The organism is Flavobacterium erciyesense (genome assembly GCF_018069925.1).
Taxonomy (GTDB): domain Bacteria; phylum Bacteroidota; class Bacteroidia; order Flavobacteriales; family Flavobacteriaceae; genus Flavobacterium; species Flavobacterium erciyesense.
In genome coordinates this window covers 16,309-42,552 of sequence record NZ_JAGPXB010000007.1, presented here as the reverse complement: position 1 = coordinate 42,552, position 26,244 = coordinate 16,309, and the positions used below count along the sequence as shown (strand labels likewise).

Below are 26,244 nucleotides of genomic sequence, written 5' to 3'. Positions count from 1 at the left end.
CTAACGTAATTTGATTGTGTGTGATTAATTTACCAACTCCGTTTGGTTCCTGAACACTAATTTTCCATCAAAGGCATCGATTAGAACAATGCTATCGGTGGTAATTTTTCCAGAAAGTATCTCTTTTGAAAGTTCATTGAGTACTTCTCTTTGGATCACTCTTTTTACCGGTCTGGCGCCAAATTGCGGATCGTATCCTTTTTTAGATAAGTAATCAATTGCTTCGGGCGTTGCATCTATCGTGATTCCTTGAGCTGCCAACATTTTCACCACACTTTTTAATTGTAAACCTACAATTTGAGCGATATTAGAATGAGATAGTGGCGTGAACATTACAATTTCGTCAATACGATTGATGAATTCTGGGCGAACCGTTTGTTTTAATAATCCTAAAACTTCTACTTTGGCAGCTTCGGTTGCGGCTTCAACGCTTCCTTTTAAATTTTCAAATTTATCTTGAATGATTTGGCTTCCCATGTTAGAAGTCATAATGATAATCGTGTTTTTGAAATCGGCCAAACGTCCTTTGTTATCCGTTAAACGTCCTTCGTCTAAAACTTGTAGCAAGATGTTGAAAGTATCTGGATGTGCTTTTTCAATTTCATCGAGTAATATTACGGAATAAGGTTTTCTGCGTACGGCCTCAGTCAATTGTCCGCCTTCGTCGTAACCCACATATCCGGGAGGCGCACCTACCAATCTACTTACACTATGGCGTTCCTGATATTCACTCATATCTATTCTGGTCATGGCGCTTTCATCATCAAAAAGGTATTCCGCTAAGGCTTTGGCCAATTCGGTTTTTCCAACTCCAGTTGTTCCCAAGAAAAGAAAAGTGCCTACTGGTTTTTTCATGTCTTGTAATCCTGCACGACTTCGTCTAACGGCATCGCTCACGGCTTGAATCGCTTCTTCTTGACCTACAACACGCAGGTGCAATTCATCTTCTAGTTTTAATAGTTTTTCGCGTTCGCCTTGCAGCATTTTCATGACCGGAATTCCTGTCCATTTAGCAACAACTTCGGCAATATCTTCTTTGGTTACTTCTTCTTTTATCAAAGAGGTGCCCGATTGATTTTCTTGTAATTGTTTTGTCAAAGCAGCAAGTTGCTCTTGCGCTTCTTTGATTTTTCCGTAACGTATTTCGGCTACCTTACCATAATCACCATCTCGTTCCGCTCTTTCGGCCTCGTATTTCAGGTCTTCTATTTGTGTTTTAATTATTTGAATGCCATCAACCACATCTTTTTCTGATTTCCATTTGGCAAAAATCTCATTGCGTTCTTCCTTCAAATTAGCTAAATCTAAGCCTAAAATTTTGAGTTTGTTTTCGTCTTTTTCTCGTTTGATAGCTTCGATTTCAATTTCCAGTTGCATTATTTTACGATCCAAAACATCTAATTCTTCTGGTTTCGAATTGATTTCCATGCGCAATTTTGAAGCTGCTTCGTCCATCAAATCGATGGCTTTGTCTGGAAGAAAACGGTTGGTAATATAGCGCTGTGATAATTCGACAGCAGCAATAATTGCCTCGTCTTTGATTTGAACTTTATGGTGCGTTTCGTATTTTTCTTTAATACCTCGTAAAATTGAAATGGCGCTTTCGGTATCCGGTTCTTCAATCATGATTTTTTGAAAACGTCTTTCAAGTGCCTTGTCTTTTTCAAAATATTTTTGATATTCATCAAGCGTTGTAGCACCAATGGCGCGTAATTCACCACGTGCCAAGGCCGGTTTCAAAATATTGGCCGCGTCCATAGCGCCCTCGCCACCGCCCGCACCTACGAGTGTGTGAATCTCATCGATAAAAAGAACAATGTCACCATTGGCAGCGGTTACTTCTTTCACTACCGATTTTAGGCGTTCTTCAAACTCACCTTTGTATTTGGCACCAGCAATTAAGGCGCCCATGTCAAGAGAGAAAACCAATTTATCTTTTAAATTTTCAGGTACATCGCCATCCACAATTCGATGTGCCAAACCTTCGGCAATAGCTGTTTTTCCTACTCCGGGTTCACCAACCAACATTGGATTATTTTTGGTTCTTCTGGTTAATATTTGCAATACCCTTCTGATTTCTTCATCGCGACCAATAACAGGATCTAATTTTCCAGAGCGTGCCAGTTCGTTGAGATTTTTTGCGTATTTGTTTAAGGAATTATACGTTTCTTCTGCTGATGCTGAAGTTACTCTTTCGCCTTTTCTGAGTTCGTCAATAGCAGCTTTTAGTCCTTTTGAGGTAACGCCTTGATCTTTTAAAATTTGAGCGACTTTGGCTTTCGATTCGAAAATAGCCAGTAGCAAATGTTCGATAGAAACGTATTCATCATTCATTTTTTTACTGATGATTTCAGCTTCGTTCAAGGTGTTGTTTGCGATTCGGGAAAGCATGATTTCGCCTCCAGAAACCTTGGGAAAATTCTGCAAACTGCTATTGAGAATTTGTTGAAATAACGGAAGGTTTACGTTCAGCTTTTTTAATATAAAGGGCGCTACATTTTCGTCTACTTCAAAAATAGCTTTTAATAGGTGTTCGTTTTCAATTTGTTGTTGTCCCAATTCTTGCGCCAACTGCTGTGCGCGTTGAATGGCTTCTTGCGATTTGATGGTAAATTTATTTAAGTTCATCTTTTCGGTATTTTTAGGTTGAATTAAGTAACTTTGCGTGAGAATATTCAATTTATATTCCATTAGTAAATATACGACAAATTGACATATTTAAGCTTTTTTTTGCTTTTTTAAAATGTCAAAATGTCTTAAAAACAGACAATTATGAGTTTTTTGAAGAATATTTTTGGTAGTTCTGAGAATCAAGAACAAGCCCAATCAAAAATGCAGTGGAACAATTTAGAGACAATTTCACAGCTAGATGAATTAGTGGCTTTGTCACAAGAACAAGCGGTTGTGATTTTTAAACACAGTACACGTTGCAGTATTAGTCGTATGGCTTTAAAACAATTTGAAAGTGAGTTTGATTTTGCAGATAGTGTACAACCTTATTTTTTAGATTTAATTTCTTTTCGCGAGGTTTCAAATGAAATTGCAGCTCGTTTTGGAGTTGTTCATCAATCGCCACAATTAATTTTGATCAAAGAAGGGAAAGCGGTTTACAATGTTTCGCATAGTGATATTGATGCTGGAGAATTGAAAACTAAATTGTAAATACTTTCTTTTGAAATAAATAATTGAAATATACAGTGTTGATGAAATTAAACAAATGGCTACTAACAGGATTAATAAGTTTTCCTTTATTATTCTCATGTACAACGGTTCGAATTAGTGAAGTTAAGGAATACAATAAATCCGAATTTACCTTTGGAACAAATAAAACAGCATTACTAGTTAGTAGTGATGAGGTTTTATTGAAAGAGTTTACCAAAACTTTTGGTAAAAAGTACAAGGAAAAAGAAGATTTTATTAAGGAGTTTGATAGTCTACTTGTTACTACATTAAAAAATGAGAGTGTTTTTGGTACTATTAAAACCGAAAAATCAAGAGATTTGGTTTCAAATGATTCATTTATATTTAATCTGGAGCAACAAAAAAAAGTAGATTCCTTGTTTACAAATGCGACAACTGATTATTTGATACGAATTGTTAGGTATGAAATAACAAATAGCATCCAAGGCAACCCAGGCATGATGATGCCAATGGCCGGTGGTGGTATGGGAATGATGGGTGGAGGACAAAGTGAGAGTTGTATTGTAAATTCTCATTTTCAAATTTACGATATCAAGTCTAAGAAAAAAGTCCTAGATTTCGTGTCAAAAGGAAGTGGGAGTGTAGTGTTTTTTGCATTTGAGTCAGCCCTTAATAGTGCGATAGATAACTCAATTAAAAATGCAACGATTTATCTCAAGACAGGAAATATAAAATTCTAGGTTAAGAAACATATCGAAAAAACCGCAGTTTTACTAAATCAGGATTGAAGCCTAGTTTGTAAAATTGCGGTTTTTCTGTTGTACACTTGAGCAAGATTAGTTTATATACGATAGTCTATTGTACTCAAAATTCTCCTGAAGCGCCACCGCCACTGTAGCCGCCGCCACCAAATTCCACCGGTGAATCGGTTGTTTGTTGATTGGATTGCGTACCACCAACTTGTGTGGAGACTATAATTTCAGCCGCTTGAAAGGGAGTAGAATTGCTAAAACGGTCAGGTTTAAAGGTAATTCCAGTTGTTTGATTTTGTAATTTTTTGATCAACACCAAGGTAACTCCAAATAAAAATAACCCGCCAAAAGTTAGTGCTAATTCCAATGGCAGTAAAGCGTAGTAAAACCGTATACTATAAATTGAAAATGCCAATGCTGCAAAACCAAGCCAAAGTATAATTTTATTTTTTTGTTGTAATGCTTGATAGATATAACCAACAGGTATAATAAAAGTAAAAATATAGAAAAACCATGCAAAAGGTATATCTTGACCATGATTGATGGCTTGCTGCAGTAAAACTACCGAAAGTTCACGAACTACCAAATAATTCCCCGAAAGATAAAACAACAGGTAGCTGTAATAACGAATTAAATTTAAATCAAATTTATAAAACGTTGAAGTATGCTGTAGCTTTTTGTTCCAAAGTAAAAAAAGGAGCAATGCAAACACCATGCTTACAAATGGTAGTATTATTGCAATTTCAGTACCAAGGTTAAGGATTCCGTAAAAAATACTTGCCGTTGCGGCAACACAAGCTAACAGCAACATGCTACGGTGTAAATAACGCAAATAACAGAATGCGGCTGATGTTGTTACTACAATGGCTATCAAAAATTCGTTTCCCGAGGTATAAATTCCGATGGTAGCTGCCAAGCATATTTGAAATCCGATGATAAAAGCATCATCTAAGCCATGACCGAAATAGTTTTGTCGTGCAAAAAATTCAGTTCCTGCAAGACCAATTAAAGCAAATACAAAAAAGAGAACTTCAAAATGCTCACCTGTAACTTGAAGAATTGATAGTGCAATAAATCCACATATCGATGAATATAAAAAACTCCCAAGTAGTAAAAATGCAACTCGTAAAAACCAATTTTGGTTACTTTTAAAATCGGCTAAATCTTTTTTAATGTTGCTGTAATGCTCTTCAGAAATGAAGCCGGCATCCTGTAATGCTTTGGCTTCTTCGCGCAGGTATTTATTTTGTAGTAGTGTTTTATCGTGTACTATCATGTGCAATTTTTTTATTGAAGTCTTTAATTACTTTTATGAACAAAACAATGGAACCTATAAAATAGCCTGGAATTATCATAAAAAATAGGCTTACTAATTCACCAAGATCAATAAGCGAAAGCAGTCTTCCTAGTAGAATGTTGCAGCCGATATAGCCATAAAGACAAGTAAAGACAAAAAGCGAAACTGCTTTTTCCTGATAACTAAATTTGTAAAACAAATAACAAGTTGAACCAAGTATAATGGTAAAAATAGGCCAATATGTTTCAACAAGCTGCGAAAGACAAGCCAATGCAATAAGGTGCAGTGCGAAAGTGAGGTACAAAAATGTAAAATGGGTTTTTAAACCGATTCGTTTGCTGTATTGCGACCAAACTATTAATGCAAATCCAAGTATAATTGAGGTGTAACAAAGAAAATCGGTGGCGATGGTTTCGTTATTTAGTAAAGCCTGTGGACTTACAGTTAGTCCAACTGCAGCAGCAAGTCCGGTAATAGAAAGCGATAAAATACTCTTGTTATCGAAATAGTATGCGCAATAAAAACCAATTGCGGTTGGCACCAATGTGGCTAAGTTGTTAAAAGTGCCAAAAACTTTATATTGGTATTGCAAATAGCCAAAAAACACACAAGTTAACAACTGAGCCGCTAAAAGGAGATAGTCCAAAATCGGATTGTCAAAGGAAACTTCCTGCTTGTGAAAACCTTTTGCATTCTTATTGCAAAAGTAAAAACAACCAATAGTCGCCATTAAAATTAATGCTAAAAGTATCGTGTGGCCAATGGAATCAATGTTTTGGTAAATTAGTATTCCGATACCGCTACTTATTGCCAATACTGATCCATAAAGCAACAATTTTAGTTCGTTGTGCAATGAAAATATCTTCAATTTTCGGTAGTCTTGAACTGCATCGAACTGTGATTTGTCGATAAGTTTTCGATCAAAAAGTTCCTGAGTAAGTTGTTCTTGGTGGTTATGCATCATTGAAATTGACTTTTTGTATTTCAAATATAAACATTAATTGCTAATGAAATCTTTCGGACAATTGTAAAAAAAAATCCATTCAGAGCGAATGGATTTTTAAAAGTAGTTGTAGTTGTTGCAGTAGTTGCATTTTTAAAATGTGTTGTTCATTTTATGCTTTATTTCATCTAGGCAGAGGTTGTTGATACTGCCTTCGTGAGTGTGTTGCGTAGCTTGAGGCGATTGGTAGCTGCCGTTTTCCAATTGTTCTGCTACGGCTTTGTAGGCATCTCTAAAAGGCATTCCAGCTACTACCATTTCATTTAAGGTATCTACAGTAAACAAATAATCGTATTTTTTATCGTTCAGGATGTGTTCCTTAACTTGAATGTCTTTGATTGAAAATAAAGCGATATCCAAACAAGCTTTTAAGTTTTGAATGGCCGGAAACAGGCCTTCTTTTAAAAGTTGTAAATCACGGTGGTAACCACTTGGTAAATTGTTGGTTATTAGCGTAATTTCATAAGGCAAAGCTTGAATTTTGTTGCATTTTCCACGAATTAATTCAAAAACATCGGGGTTTTTTTTATGAGGCATAATGCTCGAACCGGTGGTTAAATGAGCAGGTAAACCAATAAAATCAAAATTCTGACTCATGTACAAGCATACGTCCATTGAGAATTTTGCCAAAGTTGCTGCTACACTGCTCATAGCAAAAGCAACGCTTTTTTCTGATTTTCCTCGGCTCATTTGTGCAGCTACCGAGTTGAATTTTAGAGTTTTAAAACCCAATTCGGTAGTAGTAAAACTTCGATTGATGGGGAATGAACTGCCATAACCGGCTGCGGAGCCAAGCGGATTTTGGTCGACAATTGCAAGTGCAGCATTGAGCATGCTTACATCGTCAATTAAAGTTTCTGCGTATGCTGAAAACCACATCCCGAACGAGGAAGGCATGGCGATCTGCAAATGCGTATAACCCGGCAGCAGCACGTTTTGATGCTGCTTAGCCAAATCCATCAACAAATCGAATAATGCTTTTACTTGAGTTTTAAAATCGGTTACGACATCTTTAAGGTACAAATTCACGTCTACAAGAACTTGATCGTTACGAGAACGAGCGGTGTGTATTTTTTTACCAGCATCGCCGAGTTTTTCGGTTAGTAGGTATTCAATTTTTGAATGCACATCTTCAAAACTATCTTCAATTTCGAATTGGCCAGCTTCCACATCTTTTATGATTTGTTCCAAGGCTTCGACCAAAGAGTGCGTTTCTTCGTTGCTTAATAAGCCAATGGAGCCTAACATTTTGGCATGTGCAATTGAGCCCAGTGCATCGTATTTAGCAAGTACTAAGTCTAATTCTCGGTCGTTGCCAACGGTAAAATGTTCTATTTGTTTGTCGGTAGGTATTCCTTTTTCCCAAAGTTTCATATTCGTTTTTGTTTCATATTTACCGTTTCGATTTTGTGGTTGAAAAGGTAAAATAGGTTTTTATTTGTGTTGTTTGTAGCCCTGATTACTTCACTTGATTTCTATTTTCAGAGGAGTTCAGTGAACTCCGTTTAAAGTGAAAATCCTTTTATGGCGGGGTTCGCCAAGAAAGATTGCAAAGGATAGCAGGATTAGCTCCTAAAAAAATCGCTTAGGATTTGAATGTACAATTGAATTCCTTTTTCGATTTCGTTGAGGTATATAAATTCGTTAGCAGAGTGTGACCGCAGTGTATCGCCAGGACCAAGTTTTAAAGATTGGCAACTCAAAACCGACTGATCAGAAAGGGTAGGAGAGCCATATGTTGTTCGGCCTAGCGCAACTCCTGCCTGAACTAGCCCGTGATTTAAAGAAATAGACGAGGCGTTGAGGTGCATGGATCTTGGGGTAACTTGCGCTGTAAGATGTGCTGCTATGGTTTGTAAAATCTCTTCATTGCTGTAGCAATCATTTACTCGAATATCGACCACCAAATGGCATTCGGCGGGAACTACGTTGTGTTGTTTGCCTGCATTGATTTGCGTTACCGTCATTTTAACCGGCCCAAGAACTTCTGAAACTTTATCGAATTGAAAACTGTTAAACCACTCGATAACCGGAATGGCGTTGTAAATCGCGTTATCCGGATTGTGATGTGCGGCATGGCTCGCGGTACCTTTAACGACTACATCAAGCACTAATAATCCTTTTTCGGCAACGGCTAGTTGCATCAAAGTTGGCTCGCCCACAATGGCGCAGTCTAGCTCAGGTAAGTGTTGCAAAACGCTGTTTAAACCATTTTTCCCGCTGCTTTCTTCTTCTGCCGAAGCTACCATTACTAAATTGTATGGTAAATTTTCAAGTGGGAAAAAATGTGTAAAAGTAGCCAATAACGATACCAAGCAACCTCCAGCATCATTGCTACCTAAGCCAAAAAGCTTGCCCTCTTGTTCGATTGGCTCAAATGGATCGAGGGTGTAACCTTGATTGGGTTTTACCGTATCATGATGTGAATTGAGCAGTAAGGTTGGTTTTGATGCATCAAAAAAGCGATTGTAGGCCCAAATATTATTGTTTTCGCGCTCAAAAGGAATGGCATTGGTGCGAAACCAATTTTCAATCAATAATGCGGTTTGCTGCTCTTCACTGGAAAAAGAAGGTGTTGCGATGAGTGCTTTGAGCAAACTGATGGCCTCTTGTGTAAGTTGTGCTGTGTTTTTCATAAGTTGGGTTGCCACAAATATGGGTTAGGAACGGTAAAAGGTTTCAATAAATTGTAAATAGTACAGTTCCTTGGTGGTTTATAAGTTAATAGTGGTACAAATGGTTTTGTTGTTTTGTAACATTTGGCGTTGGCCAATTTTGATGCTTTGTACACCTTGTTTTAAGCTATTGAAACAATTATCAAGTTTTGGAATCATGCCTGAATGTATGGCGCCTTTTTGTTTTAAGTTGGCATACAAGCTTGCGTTTAGATGTTCGATTACCGAATTATCATCATTGCTATCAGATAGAACGCCTGCTTTTTCAAAACAGTAATTTAAAGTTACCTCAAAATGAGATGAAAGTGCAATAGCCAATTCACTAGCAATAGTATCAGCATTCGTATTAAGTAATTGCCCTTGCTTATCATGCGTTATGGCGCAAAAAACAGGTACAATTCCGGTATTTACTAGTATTTGTAGCAAACTCGAATTTACATGGGTGACATCGCCGACAAAGCCGTAATCAATAGTGGGGTGATTTCTTTTTTGTGATTGGATCAAATTCCCATCAGCACCGGTAAATCCCATTGCGTTGATTTGGTTGGCTTGCAACTGTGCCACAATGTTTTTATTGATTTGGCCTGCATAAATCATTACGGCAACATCAAGCATTGCGGCATCAGTGATACGTCGTCCATCAATTAAAACAGGAGTTAAGCCAATGCTCTCAGCCATTTTAGTAGCTGATTTTCCGCCACCGTGAACTAGTAATTTAAACCCTTCCATGTTTGCGAAATCGTTTAAAAACAGCGCTAATTCGGTTGGATTGTCAATGACATTGCCACCAATTTTTATTATCGTGATCGGTTTTTTATTTTCCATTTAAAAAAGGTTCTGAGGCGATGAGATACAAACCGTCTGAGGACTTATGGCCTTAGAACTTTGCATCTCAATGCCTTATTTTTTTAATATTTTTTGCAAGACCAATTGCGCAGAATAGGTTCTATTATTGGCTTGTTCAATTACAACAGAATTGGGACCGTCAAGTACTTCATCAGTGACAATTACATTTCTACGTACTGGCAAACAATGCATGAATTTAGCGTTGTTGGTCAGTTTCATTTTTTCGGCCGTAACTGTCCAATTTGGGTCTGAATTTGTAATTTGACCGTATTCGTTGTAATTGCTCCAGTTTTTGGCGTAAATAAAATCAGCATTTTCAAATGCTTTGTCTTGATCGTATTCAATGTGCGAATCTTTTGTGATTTCGGGATTAAGCTCATAGCCTTTCGGATGAGTGATTACAAACTCGGCATCTTGTAACTGCATCATTTCTACAAAAGAATTGGCTACGGCTTGAGGCAAAGCTTTAGGATGTGGTGCCCAAGTGAGTACTACTTTGGGTCGAGCTTTTGTTTTGTACTCGGCAATCGTGATGGCATCGGCCAAAGCTTGTAGCGGATGACCAGTAGCACCTTCCATATTGACAACAGGAACTGTAGCGTATTTTAAAAAGCCCGACATTACTGTTTCGGCATTGTCTTTTTCTTTGTCTTGCAATCCCGCAAATGCACGTACAGCAATAATATCACAGTATTGTGAAACCACGGCTGCGGCTTCTTTGATATGCTCTGACGAACCAGAATTCATTATAGCGCCATCTTCGTACTCAAGTGTCCAACCTTCGCTGCCAAAGTTCATCACCATAACATTCATGCCAAGGTTTAAGGCTGCTTTTTGCGTACTCAAACGGGTACGAAGGCTTGGGTTAAAAAACAACATTACTAAGGTTTTATTTTTTCCTAGTTTTTTATTCTTTAAAGGCTTTTTCTTGATTTTTATGGCTTGTTGAACCCATTGGTCCAAATTATCTATGTCTTTAATTGAAGTGTAATTCATGGTACAATTGATTTAATTTTTTAAAATCGATTTGTTGTGCAATGTATTGATTTAAGGTAATTGTTTACTTTAAGTAATATACGTAATCAATTTATCCTAATTGTTTTAATTCTACTAATGATTCTTTAAGCGCTTTGATAAAAGTATCTATTGCAGCAGTTGTAATTGTAAGAGGTGGTAAAATGCGCAATATGTTTTTATTGCTTGATCCTCCGGTGAAAATGTGTTTTTCGATGATCATTTTCTTTCTCAAGTCGTTTACATCAAAATCGAACTCTACACCAAGCATTAAGCCGCGTCCTTTTACTTTGATGATTTCTGGAATAACCTTGATGGCTTCCATAAAGTAAGCTTCGACTTTTTGCGCATTTTGCATTAAATGCTGCTTTTCGATGATGTCTAAAACGGCAATACTAGCTGCACAAGCCAAATGACTGCCTCCAAAAGTAGTCCCAAGCAAACCATAGCTCGCTTTAAAATGTGGTGCTATTAAAATTCCGCCAATAGGAAAACCGTTGCCCATACCTTTTGCCATGCAAATGATATCAGGTTGAATACCATGAAACTGATGTGCGAAAAATTTACCGCTACGTCCAAAACCTGATTGTACTTCATCTAAAATTAAAACCACATCATGTGCTTTGCAAGCTTTTTCTAAGGCTTGAAAAAAGGCCGTGGTTCCTTGGTCAAGTCCACCAACTCCCTGAATTGGCTCGATAATTACGCCTGCAACATCGCCTTTGGCTAATTCGGCTTCAACAAGTTCGATTTGGTTGAGTGGTAAAAAAGTAACCACTTGTTGCGCATTAATTGGTGCTACAATTTTTTTGTTATCGGTAGTAGCTACGGCTGCTGATGTGCGTCCGTGAAAAGCGTTGTCAAACGAAATAATTCTAGACTTTTGCGTATGAAAAGAAGCCATTTTTAAAGCGTTCTCGTTTGCTTCGGCACCAGAGCTGCATAAAAATAGGCTGTAATCCGTATAGCCAGACATTTGACCGAGTTTTTCAGCTAATTCAACTTGTAGTGGATTTTGAATGGCATTTGAATAAAAACTCAATTGAGCAAGCTGTGCGCTAACTTTGGCAACATATTCTGGTTGGCTGTGGCCAATAGAAATCACTCCGTGGCCAGAATATAAATCTAAATATTCAATTCCTTTGTCGTCAGTGATGATGCAATCTAAGGCTTTTACGGGAGTAATTGGATATAATGGGTAAACGTCGAATAAGTTCATTTTGTTTAAATTTAAAGATTTAAAGATTTAAGAATTCAAAAATTTAGTTTTGTATAAAATTTTAAATCCATCAATCTTATGATTTTTTTAGAATCCTGATGGTTTTAATTGTAAACCAGTTGTTTCATTAAGGCCAAACATTAAATTCATATTTTGAATGGCTTGTCCTGAGGCTCCTTTTACAAGATTGTCAATAATAGAGGTGATTAATAGTCGGTCGCCCTTTTTCATTAAACTGATAATGCATTTGTTGGTTTGTACCACTTGCTTCATGTTGATGTTGGTTGTGGTGATGGTAACAAATGGGTGTTCTTTATAAAAGGCTTCGTATTGTGCTACTATTTCTTCTAAACTTTTAGTGCAATGGGTGTACAACGTTGCAAATATTCCGCGTGGAAAATCTCCGCGATTGGGAATAAAAAGAAGCTCTTGACTGAAATTTTCTTGTAATGAAGCTATACTTTGATTGATTTCTGCAAGATGTTGATGTTCAAAAGCTTTGTAGTGCGACATGTTGTTGTTTCTCCAGCTGAAATGACTTGTTTCTGATGGACTTACACCAGCGCCTGTGCTTCCCGTTGTGGCGTTAATATGCACTTCGGTTGTAATTTGATTGGCTTGCGCCAAAGGCAATAAGGCAAGTTGAATTGCGGTAGCAAAACAACCTGGATTTGCAATGTAATTGGCAGTTTTAATTTTGCTTTTTTGCAATTCAGGTAGTCCGTAAACAAAGTTTTTGTTTTGAAATTTTTGATCATCGTGCAATCTAAAATCATTACCTAAATCGATTATTTTGGTATGATTTGCAAATTGATTGCCTTCAAGAAAAGCTTTTGACTTGCCATGTCCGAGGCATAAAAAAACTACGTTGACGTTTGGATTTATGACATTGGTAAAATGCAAATCAGTATCGCCTAATAAATCATGGTGCGCTACTGAAATTGGTTTGCCTGCATTTGTGGTGCTGTAAACAAAATCGATAGTAGCGTACGGATGGTATAGTAAAATACGAATGAGTTCGCCAGCTGTATAGCCTGATCCTCCTATAATTCCAATTGTTATCATAATTCTATTTTTTGTCCTTGGCATTGTTGCCTATTTGATTCTTGTAGCGATGTAAATGTATTGTTGTATTCCTGCGCGTGTGCGTGAGGGGTAGCAGCGGTATCCTTTTGTGAGGCTTTTTGCCGAGCAAAAGATAAAGCGGATGACCCGACCCGCAGTTTTTACGAAGGGTCACGCCCAAAAGAATAGCAGCTTAATCCTCGTATGTCAATTGGTTTACCGATGAAAAGATATTTTGCGCATTACCTAATATTTTGATGAATCCTTTGGCATCATCAGCGGTCCACGCATTGTTCATTTCGCCGTATTGACCAAAACCAGTGTTCATTAAATCGTTTTCCGATTCGATGCCGTCAAGCGAAAAATGATAGGGTTGCAAGGTCACGGTCACAATTCCGTTGACAGTTTTTTGGGTGTCTTCAAGAAAAGTTTCGATGTTTCGCATTACGGGATCAAGAAATTGACCTTCATGAAAAAGCATGCCGTACCAATTGCCTAGTTGTTCTTTCCAGTATTGCTGCCATTTGCCCAAAGTGTGCTTTTCGAGCAAGTGGTGCGCTTTGATGATGATCATAGGAGCCGCAGCCTCGAAACCAACACGACCTTTGATACCAATAATGGTGTCGCCTACGTGGATGTCACGGCCGATGGCGTACGCGCTGGCAATTTTTTCGAGAGTGACGATGTTGTTTGATGGTTTGTCTGAAATGCCGTTTACAGCAACGAGTTCACCTTTTTGAAACTCCAATGTTACTTTTTCGTGCCCTTCTTTGATTAACTGCGAGGGATAAGCCTCATTAGGCAAAGGTTTTCCCGAGGTAAGGGTTTCTTTTCCACCTACGCTTGTTCCCCAAAGTCCTTTGTTGATAGAATATTGGGCCTTTTCCCAAGAATAGTGCACGCCGTTTTTGGCTAAATAATCAACCTCTTCTTGACGCGAAAGTTTTAAGTCACGAATAGGAGTGATGATTTCAATCTCAGGAGCAATGGTTTGAAAGATTAGGTCGAAACGAATTTGGTCATTTCCGGCACCAGTACTTCCATGTGCAATTGCGGTAGCTCCCACAGATTTGGCGTATTTGATGGCTTCAATAGCTTGAAAAACACGTTCAGCACTTACAGAAAGTGGGTACGTATTGTTTTTTAAGACGTTACCATAAATAAGATATTTGATGGCTTTGTTGTAATATTTATCTAAAATGGTAAGATTGGCGTGTTTGGCACTTCCTAATTCATAGGCTCTTGCTTCGATAGCTTGTAATTCGGCCTCATCAAAACCTCCTGTGTTGATTAGTACGGTGTGTACTTCAAAGCCTTTTTCGTTTTTTAGATATTTTAAACAATATGAGGTATCTAATCCGCCGCTGTAGGCTAAAACTACTTTTTTATTTTCCATTTGTGTTTTATTTTTTGTTGGGCTATTGCCGCTTAATGTCTGTTTTTTCTAGATGCTGTTTTAATTTTACAGCATACTTTTAATTTTTTAATAGTGAACCTTTTAAAAAATTTTTGGTAAAAAGAGGGCTTGCTTTATTTTCTTTAAACGGTTCCAAATCCGGACATTAAAATCGTGTTTTGGTGGAATCTTCGGTTTCTCTGCAGGATCATACAACATTCCTGTACAAAGGCACATTTTGTATTCTTTACTTTTTAAAATTTCAAAATTAGTACAGGTTTTACAGCCTGCCCAAAAAGTAGGATCATTGGTCAATTCTGAAAAAGGTACTGGTTTGTAACCTAAGTCTGAATTGATTTTCATCACCGCCAATCCCGTTGTAATTCCAAATACTTTGGCGCCTGGATATTTTTGTTGAGAATACGTAAATACAAAAGTTTTGATTTTTTTGGCCAAACCATGATTGCGATAATCTGGGTGCACAATTAAACCAGAATGCGCTACAAATTGGCCGTGTTGCCAGCTTTCGATATAGCAAAATCCTGCAAAATTGCCGTTTTCAAGAGCAATTACAGCATCTTTGGTTTCCATTTTTTTCTGGATGTACTCAGGCGTTCTTTTGGCAATACCAGTGCCTCTCAGCAAGGCTGAAAGTTCGATGGTATCGCAAATTTCTTGCGCATATTTATAGTGTTCTTCCTGAGCGGTTACAATAGAAATATTCATTTCAAAAGCTGAATTTTAGAGTTAGAAAAGGAATAAAAAATTGGATTGGTATCAATGAAATAATACCTAAGAATAAGGGTTATTGCCAATAAATAAGTGTAACTTATTGTATTTGAATAGTTTGTAAATAAATTATGAGTTGGTATTGGATGCGAATATCCAATAGGTTTGAGCGATAAAATCAAAACGAGAAAAATGAAATATGAATACTAAACGAACAACGTGGAGACTATACAGATAGCGTCCGTACTTCGGGCGAAGTAGTAGGTGTGTTTGTCCGTGACAATGTAGTATGTAAACTTGTCTGATTCATTGCTGCAAAAGTACACTTATTTTTAAAAGTGAAACCTATTTTTAAAAAATCTAACAAATTTTTAATGGTATGTTTGATTTTTGGAATAAAAAAAACTCCTTGATTATTGTTTATCAAGGAGTTGTAATGTAAAAAATTTTTGTTTTATATTTTAATTTCGAAAGCGATTTCTTGTAATAATGTCTTTTAATTTCGCTTTTAAGTCCTCGCCAGAATCATAAACCATCTGTTCGCTGCTTGGAAAAGGCACTGCTCTGCGATCAAAATAGGAGAAATAATTGTCGTCAGAAGCACGACGATCGCCTTTGTACGTAGCATAAATATTCTCGAAAACATACTCACTCGCCAATGGGAAAGATTGTAAAAGTTGGTTCGATCGTAAGTTGATATAGTCAATTTTAGCTGTGACTTGGCAAGCTTTGAATTGTTTGAACTCGTAAATACGTGCATTAACCGTAACTAAATTGTCTACCATAACTGGTTTTCCTTTTTCGTCTAGGACTTCTTTCCCGTTTGCATCAATGAGTTTTTTTACGCCATCTTTAACAACTCGCTCTTTTACAAATTCACGTTCTTTGATTTGTTCTGGTGAAATATTGATTTGTCTAAAATTGATCAACATGCCATAATCGTAAGTTAAATTTCTAACCTTGTTGCTATGATATACTGTCCATCTGTCGTTCAATCCTAAAGTACTAAAATCGAGTAAATCATTTTGCAAACGAACCGGAATGATCATGTTGGTTTCGTTTTTGGTATAAACATGCACATAGTCAGCGCCTTTTGCTAGGCATTCGTCAATTAAATCAATCGTATTTTTGTAATTGGGATTGATTTTGTTCAAATACTGCAAATCATCATAAGCTGCACGGTACTTCATTTTATCAGTCGTTCCCATTAGCTTTTTAGCATTTCCAAATAAATAAGCAGAGAGCGCATTTTTACTCTCAACTAATTTGTCATTGTAATTGTCTAAAGGAAATATTGCATTGCGTCCTTCTTTGAGCAGTTTCAATGGTAAAATGGGTTTAATTAACTCTTGACGTTGATTCAATTGCAGGTAAATGTTGTAAATTTTTTCTAACTGCGCAGGATTAGCTTCTTTGACTAGCAAATTAATGGTGTTTAAATCGCGTTCTTTTGCTTTGGCAAATGCCTCTTCAAGCATGTAAACGTAATCTTGTTTGCCTTTTTTATCTTTGCTACTGCGTAAGTTCGATACGGCATTTTCTATAGCTTGATCATAATTGCCTGAACTCAATGCGTTTTGTGTTTGTTTGACTCCGCAAGCTGAGGCAAGAACGATAAAAGCGATTAGGAGCGTAATTTTTTTCATAAGCGAATGATTGAGTTCGTAATTGATTATTGTTTTGATTGATAATTAGGTTGTTTCTATTTTGAAAAATTCAAATATAATGCCAAAAAAAAACCTAACAAAAATAAGTTAATTGTTAGGTTTGATTTTTTAGTTTGATGATTTTTTATTGACGTACAAAAGGCGGTAATAATTTACTTGAAACTTCACCAAAACCAATGCGAACTTGTCCGTTTTGACAGAAACCTTTCATGATAACAGTGTCGTTATCGTTAATAAATTTACGTTCAGTTCCGTCGCTCATTTTTAATGGATTTTTACCTCCCCAAGTAAGTTCTAGCATCGATCCAAAACTGTCTGGAGTTGGTCCTGAAATGGTTCCAGATCCCATCATGTCACCTGAATTTACACGGCAACCGTTGCTAGTATGATGAGCCAATTGCTGGCACATACTCCAATATAAGTATTTAAAATTAGAGCGAGATACTACCGTTGCTTCAGCGTTTTCTGGTTGTATTGCTACTTCTAAATTAATATCAAAAGAGTGCTTTCCTTTTTGCTGTAAATATGGCAATGGTGTAGGCTCTTGTTTTGGACCTTTTGTTCTAAAAGGCTCTAGAGCATCCATAGTTACAATCCACGGTGAAATAGAAGATGCGAAATTCTTCGCTAAAAATGGTCCAAGTGGCACGTATTCCCATTTTTGAATGTCACGCGCGCTCCAGTCATTTAGTAAAACCATTCCAAAAATATAATCTTCGGTCTCAGTAACTGGAATATTTTCGCCCATGATGTTAACATCAGTGGTGATAAAAGCGGTTTCTAATTCAAAATCAACAGAGCGTGAAGAACCAAATACCGGAGTGGTTTCTCCGTTAGGTAAAGTTTGTCCCATTGGTCGGTGTACCGGAATTCCAGATGGCACAATTGAAGAACTTCTTCCGTGATAACCTACGGGAATGTGTAACCAGTTTGGTAGCAAAGCATTTTCTGGATCGCGGAACATCTTTCCTACATTGGTAGCGTGCTCTTTACTAGAATAAAAATCAGTATAATCACCAATAAGAACTGGTAATTGCATTTCGACATCTTTGATATCAAAAATAACAATATCTCTGTCTTTGGGATTGTTTTGCAATTTTGGATTGTTAACATCAAAAATGTCTGCAATTCGGTTACGCACTAAACGCCATGTTTTTTTACCGTCCGAAATAAAATCGTTCAATGTATCTTGCATGAACATATCATCGGTCAATTCTATACCTTCAAAATAGTTCAATTGTTGTAAAGCACCCAAATCAATGGCGTAATCGCCAATTCTAGTTCCCACTGTTACGATGTTCTCTTTGGTAAGGAAAACTCCGAAAGGTATATTTTGAATAGGGAAATCGCTGTTTGAAGGTACTTCAAGCCATGATTTTCTATTCGTATCGTTAGCTGTTATTGGCATATTTTGTTAATTGTTTTGTTAAAAAATTACTCATCAAATATATTATAATCTAAGTACTAAGCAAACGTTTTTTTGTATTTTTGCATCAAATTAACGAAAATCAAAAAAATGCAACGCGACGAACAAATTTTTGACCTTATTCTTGAAGAACAAGAAAGACAAATTCACGGATTAGAACTTATTGCATCAGAAAACTTTGTAAGTGACGAAGTGCTTGAAGCAGCAGGATCTGTATTAACCAACAAATATGCTGAAGGATACCCAGGAAAAAGATACTACGGAGGTTGCGAAGTAGTAGATGTGGTAGAACAAATTGCAATAGATAGAGCAAAGGAATTGTTTGGTGCTGCTTACGCAAACGTGCAGCCACACTCTGGTTCTCAAGCCAATACTGCTGTTTTTCATGCTTGTTTAAAACCAGGTGACAAGATTTTAGGTTTTGATTTGTCGCACGGTGGACATTTAACTCACGGATCACCAGTTAATTTTTCTGGTCGTTTATATTCTCCTTCTTTTTACGGAGTTGATCCAGAAACAGGACGTTTAGATTATGATAAAATACAAGAAATAGCTACCAAAGAGCAACCAAAATTAATCATCGCAGGAGCTTCGGCTTACTCACGTGACATGGATTTTGCTCGTTTTAGAGAAATTGCTGATAGCGTTGGTGCTATTTTGTTAGCAGATATCTCACATCCAGCGGGACTTATTGCTAAAGGATTGTTGAGTGATCCAATCCCGCATTGTCATATTGTAACTACAACTACGCACAAAACATTACGTGGTCCGCGTGGAGGTTTGATTTTGATGGGCAAAGATTTTGAAAACCCGTTTGGGTTAACTACTCCAAAAGGAGAAATCAGAATGATGTCTTCATTACTTGACTTAGCCGTTTTTCCTGGAAATCAAGGTGGACCTTTAATGCACATTATTGCTGCGAAAGCAGTATCATTTGGTGAAGCTTTGCAAGATGAGTTTTTTACTTATGCTTTACAATTGCAAAAAAATGCGACTGCCATGGCAGAAGCTTTTGTAAAAAGAGGATATAAAATTATTTCAGGCGGAACTGATAATCACATGATGTTGATCGATTTACGAAACAAAAACATTTCTGGTAAAGAAGCTGAAAACGCATTGGTTAAAGCTGAAATTACAGTAAATAAAAACATGGTTCCTTTTGATGATAAATCACCATTTGTAACTTCTGGAATTCGTGTGGGTACAGCTGCAATTACCACTCGTGGTTTGGTTGAGGCGGATATGGAAACAATTGTTGATTTAATCGACAGAGTTTTAGTTGATCACACGAACGAAGATGTTATCGAACAGGTAGCAAATGAAGTAAACGAAATGATGAGCGAGAGAGCTATTTTCGTATACTAATAAATACGTCACAAGGTTTTAAAGTCGAAAGTCGAAAGTCTTTGTATAGAATTTAATATTCTGTCTTACTTTTGGCTTTCGACTTTTGACTTTATGACTTTCTAACTTTAAGACTAAAAAAATGGGAGTATTACGATTGCAATTGCCTACTGACCCAAGATGGGTAAATATTGTAGAAAAAAATATAGAGGAAATCCTAACAGATCATGCTTGGTGCGAACAAAAAGCCGCCACCAACGCCATTACAATCATTACCAACAACTCAGAGCATCAGGATTTGGTTAAGGATTTATTGGCTTTAGCCAAAGAGGAGTTAGATCATTTTGAACAAGTACACAACATTATCATCAAAAGAGGCTTGACACTTGGTCGCGAGCGCAAAGACGATTATGTGAATGAGCTATATATGTACATGAAAAAAAGTATAGATGGTAGTCGCGTTTCCGGTTTGGTAGAACGTTTACTTTTTTCGGCAATGATTGAAGCTAGAAGTTGCGAACGATTCAAAGTACTTTCTGAAAATATTCAAGATGAAGAATTGGCTTTGTTTTACAGAGAATTAATGGAAAGCGAAGCAGGTCATTACACCACTTTTATTACTTATGCACGCAAGTATGGAAAAGGAATTGATGTTGAAAAACGCTGGAGAGAATGGCTGGCTTTTGAAGAATCTGTAATTGCTAATTACGGTACAGGTCAAACTATCCACGGATAATAAGTTTTTTTATGATGCCCTAATAAGCATTATTTTTACAGCTTATAATTTTTAAGAACCAAATACAATCAGTTTAGCATTATTCCTGCACTTAAACTGATTTTATTTGGTTTTTTATTGCACTACAATATCATGATGTTGTAACAATCCTTTTACGTTAGCGTTACTAAATACTGCTTTGGTAATTTTAGTTTTTTTAGGATTGATGGCAAAGTTAAAACTACTTGCAAAGTTTGCTTTGCTAAGGTTAGCTTGCGCAAATTCAGCTCGGTACAAGTCGCATTTTTCAAAAATGGCAGCAGTCAAATTGGCTTTCATAAAATCGACAGCTACACAACTGCAATTGGTTAAGACGGTTTCTTTCAAATTTAAATCGTAAAACTGTGAGAAATCTAAAATGCAATTTTTGAAAGTAATTTCAAAAATCAGCCGATCGCACATAGCAAAATTGACTTCTACAATTTTACAAGACTCAAAAGTTACTGTTCGCAGTGCGACATGATTGATTTTTGCCTTGTTAAAAGTACAATTAGTAAAAGTACAGTCAATGAAAGTAACATCGATAAAACTACAAGCAGAAAAAATACAATTCGTAAAAGTGCACGATTCGAACTCTTGAAAGTTCAATGCTGTTTCACTAAATATTGTGTCTAGAAAAATTTGTTCTACCTTGTATTGAGCCATGTGGAAGTATTACTTATTTATATTTTACTGGCTAAAATTACTCAAAAAAACCTTATCAATTTAAAATAGGAGTAAGGCTCTCGCCTTTGTTTCTAAATTCTTGATTGGCAGTTGTTCGAATTTTTTACATGATGAACGATTCTTAAAAAACGTTAAAAAACAGTTTTTACTGCTGCTTTATGTGTAAATTTAAAACTTAATTAAAAATGAAAAAATATGATACCATCAAAAGGTTACGCAGCTCAAAGTGCTACTTCAGATTTAGCTCCTTGGAATTTTGAAAGAAGAACATTAGGGCCGCATGATGTACAATTTGATATTCAGTTTTGTGGAGTCTGTCACAGTGATTTACATCAAATAAAAGACGATTGGGGAGGTTCAATTTACCCAATGGTTCCTGGTCACGAAATAGTAGGTAAGGTGGTACAAGTAGGAAGTCATGTTACCAAGTTTAAAGTAGGAGATATTGCTGGTACGGGATGTTTGGTTGATTCTTGCAGAAGTTGCGACAATTGTAAAGAAGGTTTAGAGCAATATTGTTTAAAAGGACGCACAGATACTTACAATGCTTTGGGTCAAGATGGAGTGACGCCTACTTACGGAGGTTATTCGGATACTATTGTAGTGCATGAAGATTTTGTATTGCATATTTCGGATAAACTTGACTTAGCGGCTGTTGCACCATTATTGTGTGCCGGAATTACAACCTATTCTCCGTTGCGTCACTGGAAAGTAGGAAAGGGGCATAAATTAGCTGTTTTAGGTTTAGGCGGATTAGGACATATGGCTGTTAAATTTGGAGTTTCTTTTGGTGCTGAAGTTACGGTATTAAGTACTTCTGCAAGTAAAGAGGCAGATGCTAAAAAATTAGGAGCTCACAATTTTGTGGTAACATCAGATGAAGCGCAATTAGCAAGTGTAGCGGGGACTTTTGACTTTATTTTAGATACGGTTTCTGCGCCACATGATCTAAATTTGTATTTGTCATTGTTACGCGTAAACGGAGTTCATATTTGTGTTGGAGTGCCACCTACGCCTTATCAAGTGCATGCTTTTAGTTTGATTGGTGGCCGACGTAGTTTAGCCGGATCGTTAATTGGAGGATTGCCAGAAACACAAGAAATGTTAGATTACTGCGCAGAACACGGTATTGTCTCAGAAATTGAAATGATCGATATCAAAAACATTCACGAGGCCTACAACCGTATGGAAAAAGGGGATGTTCGTTATCGTTTTGTAATCGATATGGCTACTTTGTAAAAAAAAGAGCTGCATTCAAATAAAAAATCGCTACAAGCAAATTGTTGGTAGCGATTTTTTTCATTTTAGGAGATTTTATTACTTGGTCAAAAAACGCTGAAAAAACTCGTAAGTTCTCAACATTTGATCCATGCGTTGTCTGTTATCTCCATTTCGAGTAATTTCATGTGTAGCTCCAGGATGAACCACAAATTCTACTGGACGTTCTAAAACTTTTAAACTTCTAAACATCATTTCGGCTTGAACAAATCCTGTTCTGCGATCGTTGGCTCCATGAAAAATAATAAAAGGCGTTGTAATGTTTTGAACGTAGTTAATTGGCGATTCGCGAGCTAGTATTTCTTTAACTTTTGGTTCCCAAGGATATCCTCCAAAATAATTTGGAACCAATCGCCATGCATTTCCTTCTCCAAAAAATGTATTCAAATCGTACACACCTCTTTGAGCACAAGCCGCTTTAAATCGGTTGTCATGACTAATAATCCATGCGGTTAAATATCCTGCGTAAGAACCACCGGTGATGAATAAATTAGATTGATCTGCCCAACCCTCGGCAACTGTTTTGTCGAGAGCGGTTAAAACATCACTTGCGGGTCCTTTGCCCCAATCATTAACATTAGCTCTTAAAAAATCAAGACCGTAACCTCCAGATCCACGCGGATTGCTGTATACTACGCCATATCCTTTGCTACAAAAATATTGGTATTCATGCCACATACTTTCCTCACCCGGTCCCCACATAGCAGATGGTCCGCCATGAATTTCTAGTAACAAAGGCGCTTTTTCACCACTTGTGGTTTGAGTTGGTTTCATTACCCAATATTCAACGGTTAGTCCTAACTCGTTTACAAAACTTTTCTTTTCCGGATAAGATAGTTTTTTGGCTAAAACCCAATTGTTGAAGGTGCTTACTTTGTTTTCTTTCTTGAAATTGGAGTCAGCTGTATACAACTCTGATGGATTGCTTACTTGAGTCTTGCTGTAAAGAAAACCATCTGCAACTAAATCATAACTAGAGATTCCTTGATCTGCTGCTGATAAAGCCTCAATTTTTTTAGATGATAGCGCAATTCGGTGTAAAACATTCCCACCGTTCATTTGCGATGTAAAATAAAGGAATTTGTCGTCTTTGCTCCATTTTAGATTAGAGATGTTGCGGTCAAACAGAATCGTCTGAATTGATTCTGGCCCGCCGTTCAATGGCATAATTGATAAAGTTGGTATGCTTACGAATGAAGTTGCTCCTGATAAAAATGCAATCCATTTTCCAGAAGTACTAACAGACGCATTGCTGTAGCGTTTACCGTTCTCGCCTAAAATCATTTTGAAATTTCTACCGTCTGTGGCTACCGTGAATATTTCACTTTCTTGGGAACGGTCAGGGTTTTCGATATTGTCTACATCGCCAGACAAAAGGATTTGAGTTCCACTTGTAATATAATCTGCTGATGAAAAGCTATAGAATCCGGTGGTAATGGCTTTTGGTGTGCTGTTGATTTTTGCATCGGTCTCAAAAAAGTGATTAAAGTTAATTTCAGACGATAAATTACTTTCGCTTTGAAAGTTTAACTTGTTTAAAACAATGGCTTTTTTATCGGTAGCATTTTGGTTCAAATAGGCTCTTACTTCTGCCAATGAACCGTTCGGATTGGCTTTGATTTTAGTATTGGCTAAATAATCATTTGATGTAAAACCAGGCTTTTCTGTATTCCAACTTGGAACTGTTTTCTTAGGATTTAAAATGGAGTCTTTCAAAAGTTCCTGAAGCGAAATGCTAGCTGAAAACAGTATTTTGTTACCATCAGGCGACCATTTTGGGTTATTGGCTCCATATTTAAAATTAGTAAGCTGAGTCGCCTCACCGCCATCCATATCAAGGACAAAAATTTGAGTTTTATCTTTTACAAACCTCGTAAAAGCTAGCTTTTTACCATCAGGACTCCATGCTGGTCTAGATGCGCCATTTTTATCCGATGTAAGTTGCTTTAAAGTATTTTTAGCATCTTTTGTCCAAGTGTAAATTTGAGTGCGATAAGTGTAGTCTAACGAACTGTTTTCGTCGTTTTCAATGGAAGTTACTGTAAAGGCCGCTTTTTTTCCATCTGGAGAACTAGTGATACTGTTTACGTTTTTTATTTTTAAGAGATCGGTTAGTTCAATTCGATCACTGTCATTTTGCGCACTTGCAAAATGAATGGGAATGAACAGTAAAAGGATTAGAATTTTTTTCATAGTTTTTTTGTTTGTTAATCGGCTTGTCGAAGCTGCTTTTAAAAGACCTAAGTTAATTATTCTTTGTCAGGATTCAAAATTCTAATTGGAATGTAATTGGACTTTAAACTATGTTGCTTCTATTCTTATGGAAATGTCTAAAATCTTATTAAGTCATAAAATGGAGTGTTGTGCTATCGTTTTGAATAAACAATAATTTTTAAATAGGTAATGTAAATTTTGGGAATAAAAAAAGCGCTTCAGAAATTTGAAACGCTTTAGTGGGGAGAGCAGGATTCGAACCTGCGAAGTTTTCACAGCAGATTTACAGTCTGCCCTCGTTGGCCGCTTGAGTATCTCCCCAAGACTTAAACAAGTGTACTTGTTTTGCTAACCGGGTGCAAATATAGGAACTGTTTTGATGTTTCCAAACAAAAAATGAACTTAATTTTGTACTTTTTTTTAACGTATTGGTAGTGAATAAAATAAAAAAATCTCCAAGAAGGAGATTTTTTTAAATGTTGCTTTTTCAAGCGTTATTTCTTTAATAATTCGATAACTTTTGCACGTAGTGCATCGCCTCGAAGATCTTTAGCAACTACTTTACCAGAGGCATCTAGTATAAAAGTAGCTGGTATCGATTGTACTTTGTACTGTGCAGCTATTGGCTCATCCCAAAATTTTAAGTTGGAAACGTGTGTCCAAGTTAAATTGTCTTTTGCAATGGCTTCTTTCCATGCTTTAGCATCTTTATCTAAAGAAACACCAACAATATTTAATCCTTTACTATGGAGTTCTTTGTAAAGTGCAACTACATTAGGATTCTCTCTTCGGCATGGTCCGCACCATGACGCCCAAAAATCAACGATAGTTACTTTTCCTAAGCTTTCTTTTAAGGAAATTACTTTCCCTTCGGGATTAGGTGCTGAAAAATCTGCTCTTCAGTTAGCAGCTGGTGCAGCAGGAGCAGGAGTTGCACCAACAGCAGCAGGAGCTTTCATTTCAGCCAATTTAGTTTTGATAGCTAAACCTGGTTTTGTTTTTTTCAATGATTCGTCTAAACCATTGTACATTTTTTCAGCTTTAGCTACATCCATACTAGGGTCATTCAACATACCTTGCACGATTAAAGCAGAAATGAATGATTTTGGGTGTGATTCAGCATAAGAGTTGTATTTTGCTTTTGATTTTGCAGTTACGTCTTCTTGAATCTTTGCAAATTCACCCATCAATTGGTTAATGACAGTTTGATCATTTTTTTGTTGTGCTGCTTGCATTGCAGCCATGTTTTTAGTTTGGAAATCCATTAGTGGTTTTTGCACTTTTGTGATTTCTTCGTTAAAAGTCATGTATTCGTCATTGTTATACGTTCCTGAAACTTTTGATTTTTGGATGCTATCTTTGTTAATTTCAACTACAACTTCAGCATTTTCAAGAATAAAAGGAATTTTTGCTTGTGCACCTTCTAATTGAAGTGTATAAAAAGCAGGTTCTGTAATGTTACCTTTCATTTCAAACTTACCGTTTTCAACTTTTACAGTATCTTTTGCCAACATCATTCCAGTAACATCTTGAGTTTCTAAAATGATTGTTTTGCCATTGTCAATTCCTTTTGCAGTTCCAGTAATTAAGTACTCATCTTTTCCTACTTTACTACATGAAATAAAAACAAGAGCTGCTGAAAGTAATAAAATTATTTTTTTCATTATTAATTAGTTAATTGAGTTATGGTTGCAAAAGTATTTAAAAATTGTAAAATAAAAATAATTTTTCAACCTA

Annotated in this window: 21 protein-coding genes, 1 tRNA gene and 1 pseudogene; 5 read left to right on the top strand and 18 right to left on the bottom strand. The window is 36.6% G+C overall.

Translation table 11 applies throughout. The features are described from left to right. Window positions 1–24: 24 nt before the first annotated feature. Window positions 25–2,628, bottom strand: coding sequence for an ATP-dependent chaperone ClpB (clpB, locus tag KBJ98_RS09090; RefSeq protein WP_210789792.1), 2,604 nt, complete (start codon window positions 2,626–2,628; stop codon window positions 25–27). 144 nt (window positions 2,629–2,772) lie between these two features. Between clpB and ytxJ the strand changes: the two genes are divergently transcribed. Both ytxJ and KBJ98_RS09080 read left to right on the top strand, forming a co-directional pair. Further along, window positions 2,773–3,162: a bacillithiol system redox-active protein YtxJ gene (gene ytxJ, locus KBJ98_RS09085; RefSeq protein WP_210789789.1), complete on the top strand. Its 390-nt coding sequence runs from the start codon at window positions 2,773–2,775 to the stop codon at window positions 3,160–3,162. Between the two features lie 41 nt (window positions 3,163–3,203). Next, window positions 3,204–3,881, top strand: coding sequence for a hypothetical protein (locus KBJ98_RS09080; protein ID WP_210789787.1), 678 nt, complete (start codon window positions 3,204–3,206; stop codon window positions 3,879–3,881). A 124-nt stretch (window positions 3,882–4,005) separates the two neighbouring features. On the opposite strand, the gene KBJ98_RS09075 is transcribed toward KBJ98_RS09080, so the two are convergent. From KBJ98_RS09075 to fahA, 12 genes are all read right to left on the bottom strand, one after another. Continuing rightward, complete coding sequence (locus KBJ98_RS09075; RefSeq protein ID WP_210789784.1) at window positions 4,006–5,169, bottom strand: hypothetical protein; 1,164 nt, start codon at window positions 5,167–5,169, stop codon at window positions 4,006–4,008. Further along, entirely contained in the window at window positions 5,153–6,154 is a 1,002-nt protein-coding gene (locus tag KBJ98_RS09070) for a DUF2157 domain-containing protein (RefSeq protein ID WP_225899101.1), read from the bottom strand. The genes KBJ98_RS09075 and KBJ98_RS09070 overlap by 17 nt, the downstream gene beginning before the upstream one ends. A gap of 132 nt (window positions 6,155–6,286) precedes the next feature. Further along, entirely contained in the window at window positions 6,287–7,567 is a 1,281-nt protein-coding gene (gene argH / locus KBJ98_RS09065) for an argininosuccinate lyase (RefSeq protein WP_210789781.1), read from the bottom strand. Window positions 7,568–7,758: 191 nt separating this feature from the next. After that, the gene (locus tag KBJ98_RS09060) at window positions 7,759–8,829 is read right to left on the bottom strand and encodes a M20 family metallo-hydrolase (protein ID WP_210789779.1); all 1,071 of its coding nucleotides are present in this window, start codon (window positions 8,827–8,829) and stop codon (window positions 7,759–7,761) included. Window positions 8,830–8,907: 78 nt separating this feature from the next. After that, window positions 8,908–9,693, bottom strand: a complete 786-nt coding sequence (argB, locus tag KBJ98_RS09055; protein ID WP_210789776.1) for an acetylglutamate kinase — start codon at window positions 9,691–9,693, stop codon at window positions 8,908–8,910. A gap of 75 nt (window positions 9,694–9,768) precedes the next feature. Next, window positions 9,769–10,710: an N-acetylornithine carbamoyltransferase gene (locus KBJ98_RS09050; RefSeq protein WP_210789773.1), complete on the bottom strand. Its 942-nt coding sequence runs from the start codon at window positions 10,708–10,710 to the stop codon at window positions 9,769–9,771. Between the two features lie 91 nt (window positions 10,711–10,801). Then, window positions 10,802–11,947: an aspartate aminotransferase family protein gene (locus KBJ98_RS09045; protein ID WP_210789770.1), complete on the bottom strand. Its 1,146-nt coding sequence runs from the start codon at window positions 11,945–11,947 to the stop codon at window positions 10,802–10,804. A gap of 87 nt (window positions 11,948–12,034) precedes the next feature. Further along, a complete protein-coding gene (gene argC, locus KBJ98_RS09040) occupies window positions 12,035–13,012 on the bottom strand; it encodes an N-acetyl-gamma-glutamyl-phosphate reductase (protein WP_210789767.1) in 978 nt (325 codons plus the stop codon). A gap of 193 nt (window positions 13,013–13,205) precedes the next feature. Beyond that, window positions 13,206–14,408 (bottom strand): argininosuccinate synthase, encoded by a 1,203-nt coding sequence (locus KBJ98_RS09035; protein WP_210789763.1) that lies wholly within the window; start codon window positions 14,406–14,408, stop codon window positions 13,206–13,208. Window positions 14,409–14,510: 102 nt separating this feature from the next. After that, window positions 14,511–15,134, bottom strand: coding sequence for a GNAT family N-acetyltransferase (locus KBJ98_RS09030; protein ID WP_210789760.1), 624 nt, complete (start codon window positions 15,132–15,134; stop codon window positions 14,511–14,513). Window positions 15,135–15,598: 464 nt separating this feature from the next. After that, the gene (locus KBJ98_RS09025; protein ID WP_210789758.1) at window positions 15,599–16,783 is read right to left on the bottom strand and encodes a hypothetical protein; all 1,185 of its coding nucleotides are present in this window, start codon (window positions 16,781–16,783) and stop codon (window positions 15,599–15,601) included. Between the two features lie 145 nt (window positions 16,784–16,928). Further along, window positions 16,929–18,212: a fumarylacetoacetase gene (gene fahA / locus KBJ98_RS09020; protein ID WP_210789754.1), complete on the bottom strand. Its 1,284-nt coding sequence runs from the start codon at window positions 18,210–18,212 to the stop codon at window positions 16,929–16,931. 108 nt (window positions 18,213–18,320) lie between these two features. Here fahA and glyA point away from each other — a divergent pair, with 108 nt between their 5' ends. Both glyA and miaE read left to right on the top strand, forming a co-directional pair. Then, window positions 18,321–19,595, top strand: coding sequence for a serine hydroxymethyltransferase (gene glyA, locus KBJ98_RS09015; protein WP_210789751.1), 1,275 nt, complete (start codon window positions 18,321–18,323; stop codon window positions 19,593–19,595). A 121-nt stretch (window positions 19,596–19,716) separates the two neighbouring features. Beyond that, window positions 19,717–20,310: a tRNA-(ms[2]io[6]A)-hydroxylase gene (miaE, locus tag KBJ98_RS09010; RefSeq protein WP_210789748.1), complete on the top strand. Its 594-nt coding sequence runs from the start codon at window positions 19,717–19,719 to the stop codon at window positions 20,308–20,310. Window positions 20,311–20,424: 114 nt separating this feature from the next. On the opposite strand, the gene KBJ98_RS09005 is transcribed toward miaE, so the two are convergent. Continuing rightward, the gene (locus KBJ98_RS09005) at window positions 20,425–20,994 is read right to left on the bottom strand and encodes a pentapeptide repeat-containing protein (RefSeq protein WP_210789746.1); all 570 of its coding nucleotides are present in this window, start codon (window positions 20,992–20,994) and stop codon (window positions 20,425–20,427) included. A 216-nt stretch (window positions 20,995–21,210) separates the two neighbouring features. Between KBJ98_RS09005 and KBJ98_RS09000 the strand changes: the two genes are divergently transcribed. Then, window positions 21,211–22,254, top strand: coding sequence for an NAD(P)-dependent alcohol dehydrogenase (locus KBJ98_RS09000; RefSeq protein WP_210789743.1), 1,044 nt, complete (start codon window positions 21,211–21,213; stop codon window positions 22,252–22,254). Between the two features lie 78 nt (window positions 22,255–22,332). Here KBJ98_RS09000 and KBJ98_RS08995 read toward each other — a convergent pair whose 3' ends face one another. The 4 genes and pseudogenes from KBJ98_RS08995 to KBJ98_RS08980 form a co-directional block, all read right to left on the bottom strand. Beyond that, window positions 22,333–24,486, bottom strand: a complete 2,154-nt coding sequence (locus tag KBJ98_RS08995; RefSeq protein ID WP_210789740.1) for a S9 family peptidase — start codon at window positions 24,484–24,486, stop codon at window positions 22,333–22,335. Between the two features lie 261 nt (window positions 24,487–24,747). Next, window positions 24,748–24,828: transfer RNA gene (locus tag KBJ98_RS08990), tRNA-Tyr, on the bottom strand. A gap of 173 nt (window positions 24,829–25,001) precedes the next feature. Next, window positions 25,002–25,388 (bottom strand): annotated as a pseudogene (locus KBJ98_RS08985) (TlpA family protein disulfide reductase); the annotation flags it as partial. A gap of 18 nt (window positions 25,389–25,406) precedes the next feature. Then, window positions 25,407–26,171 (bottom strand): DUF4369 domain-containing protein, encoded by a 765-nt coding sequence (locus tag KBJ98_RS08980; protein ID WP_210789737.1) that lies wholly within the window; start codon window positions 26,169–26,171, stop codon window positions 25,407–25,409. Between the last annotated feature and the right edge of the window lie 73 nt (window positions 26,172–26,244).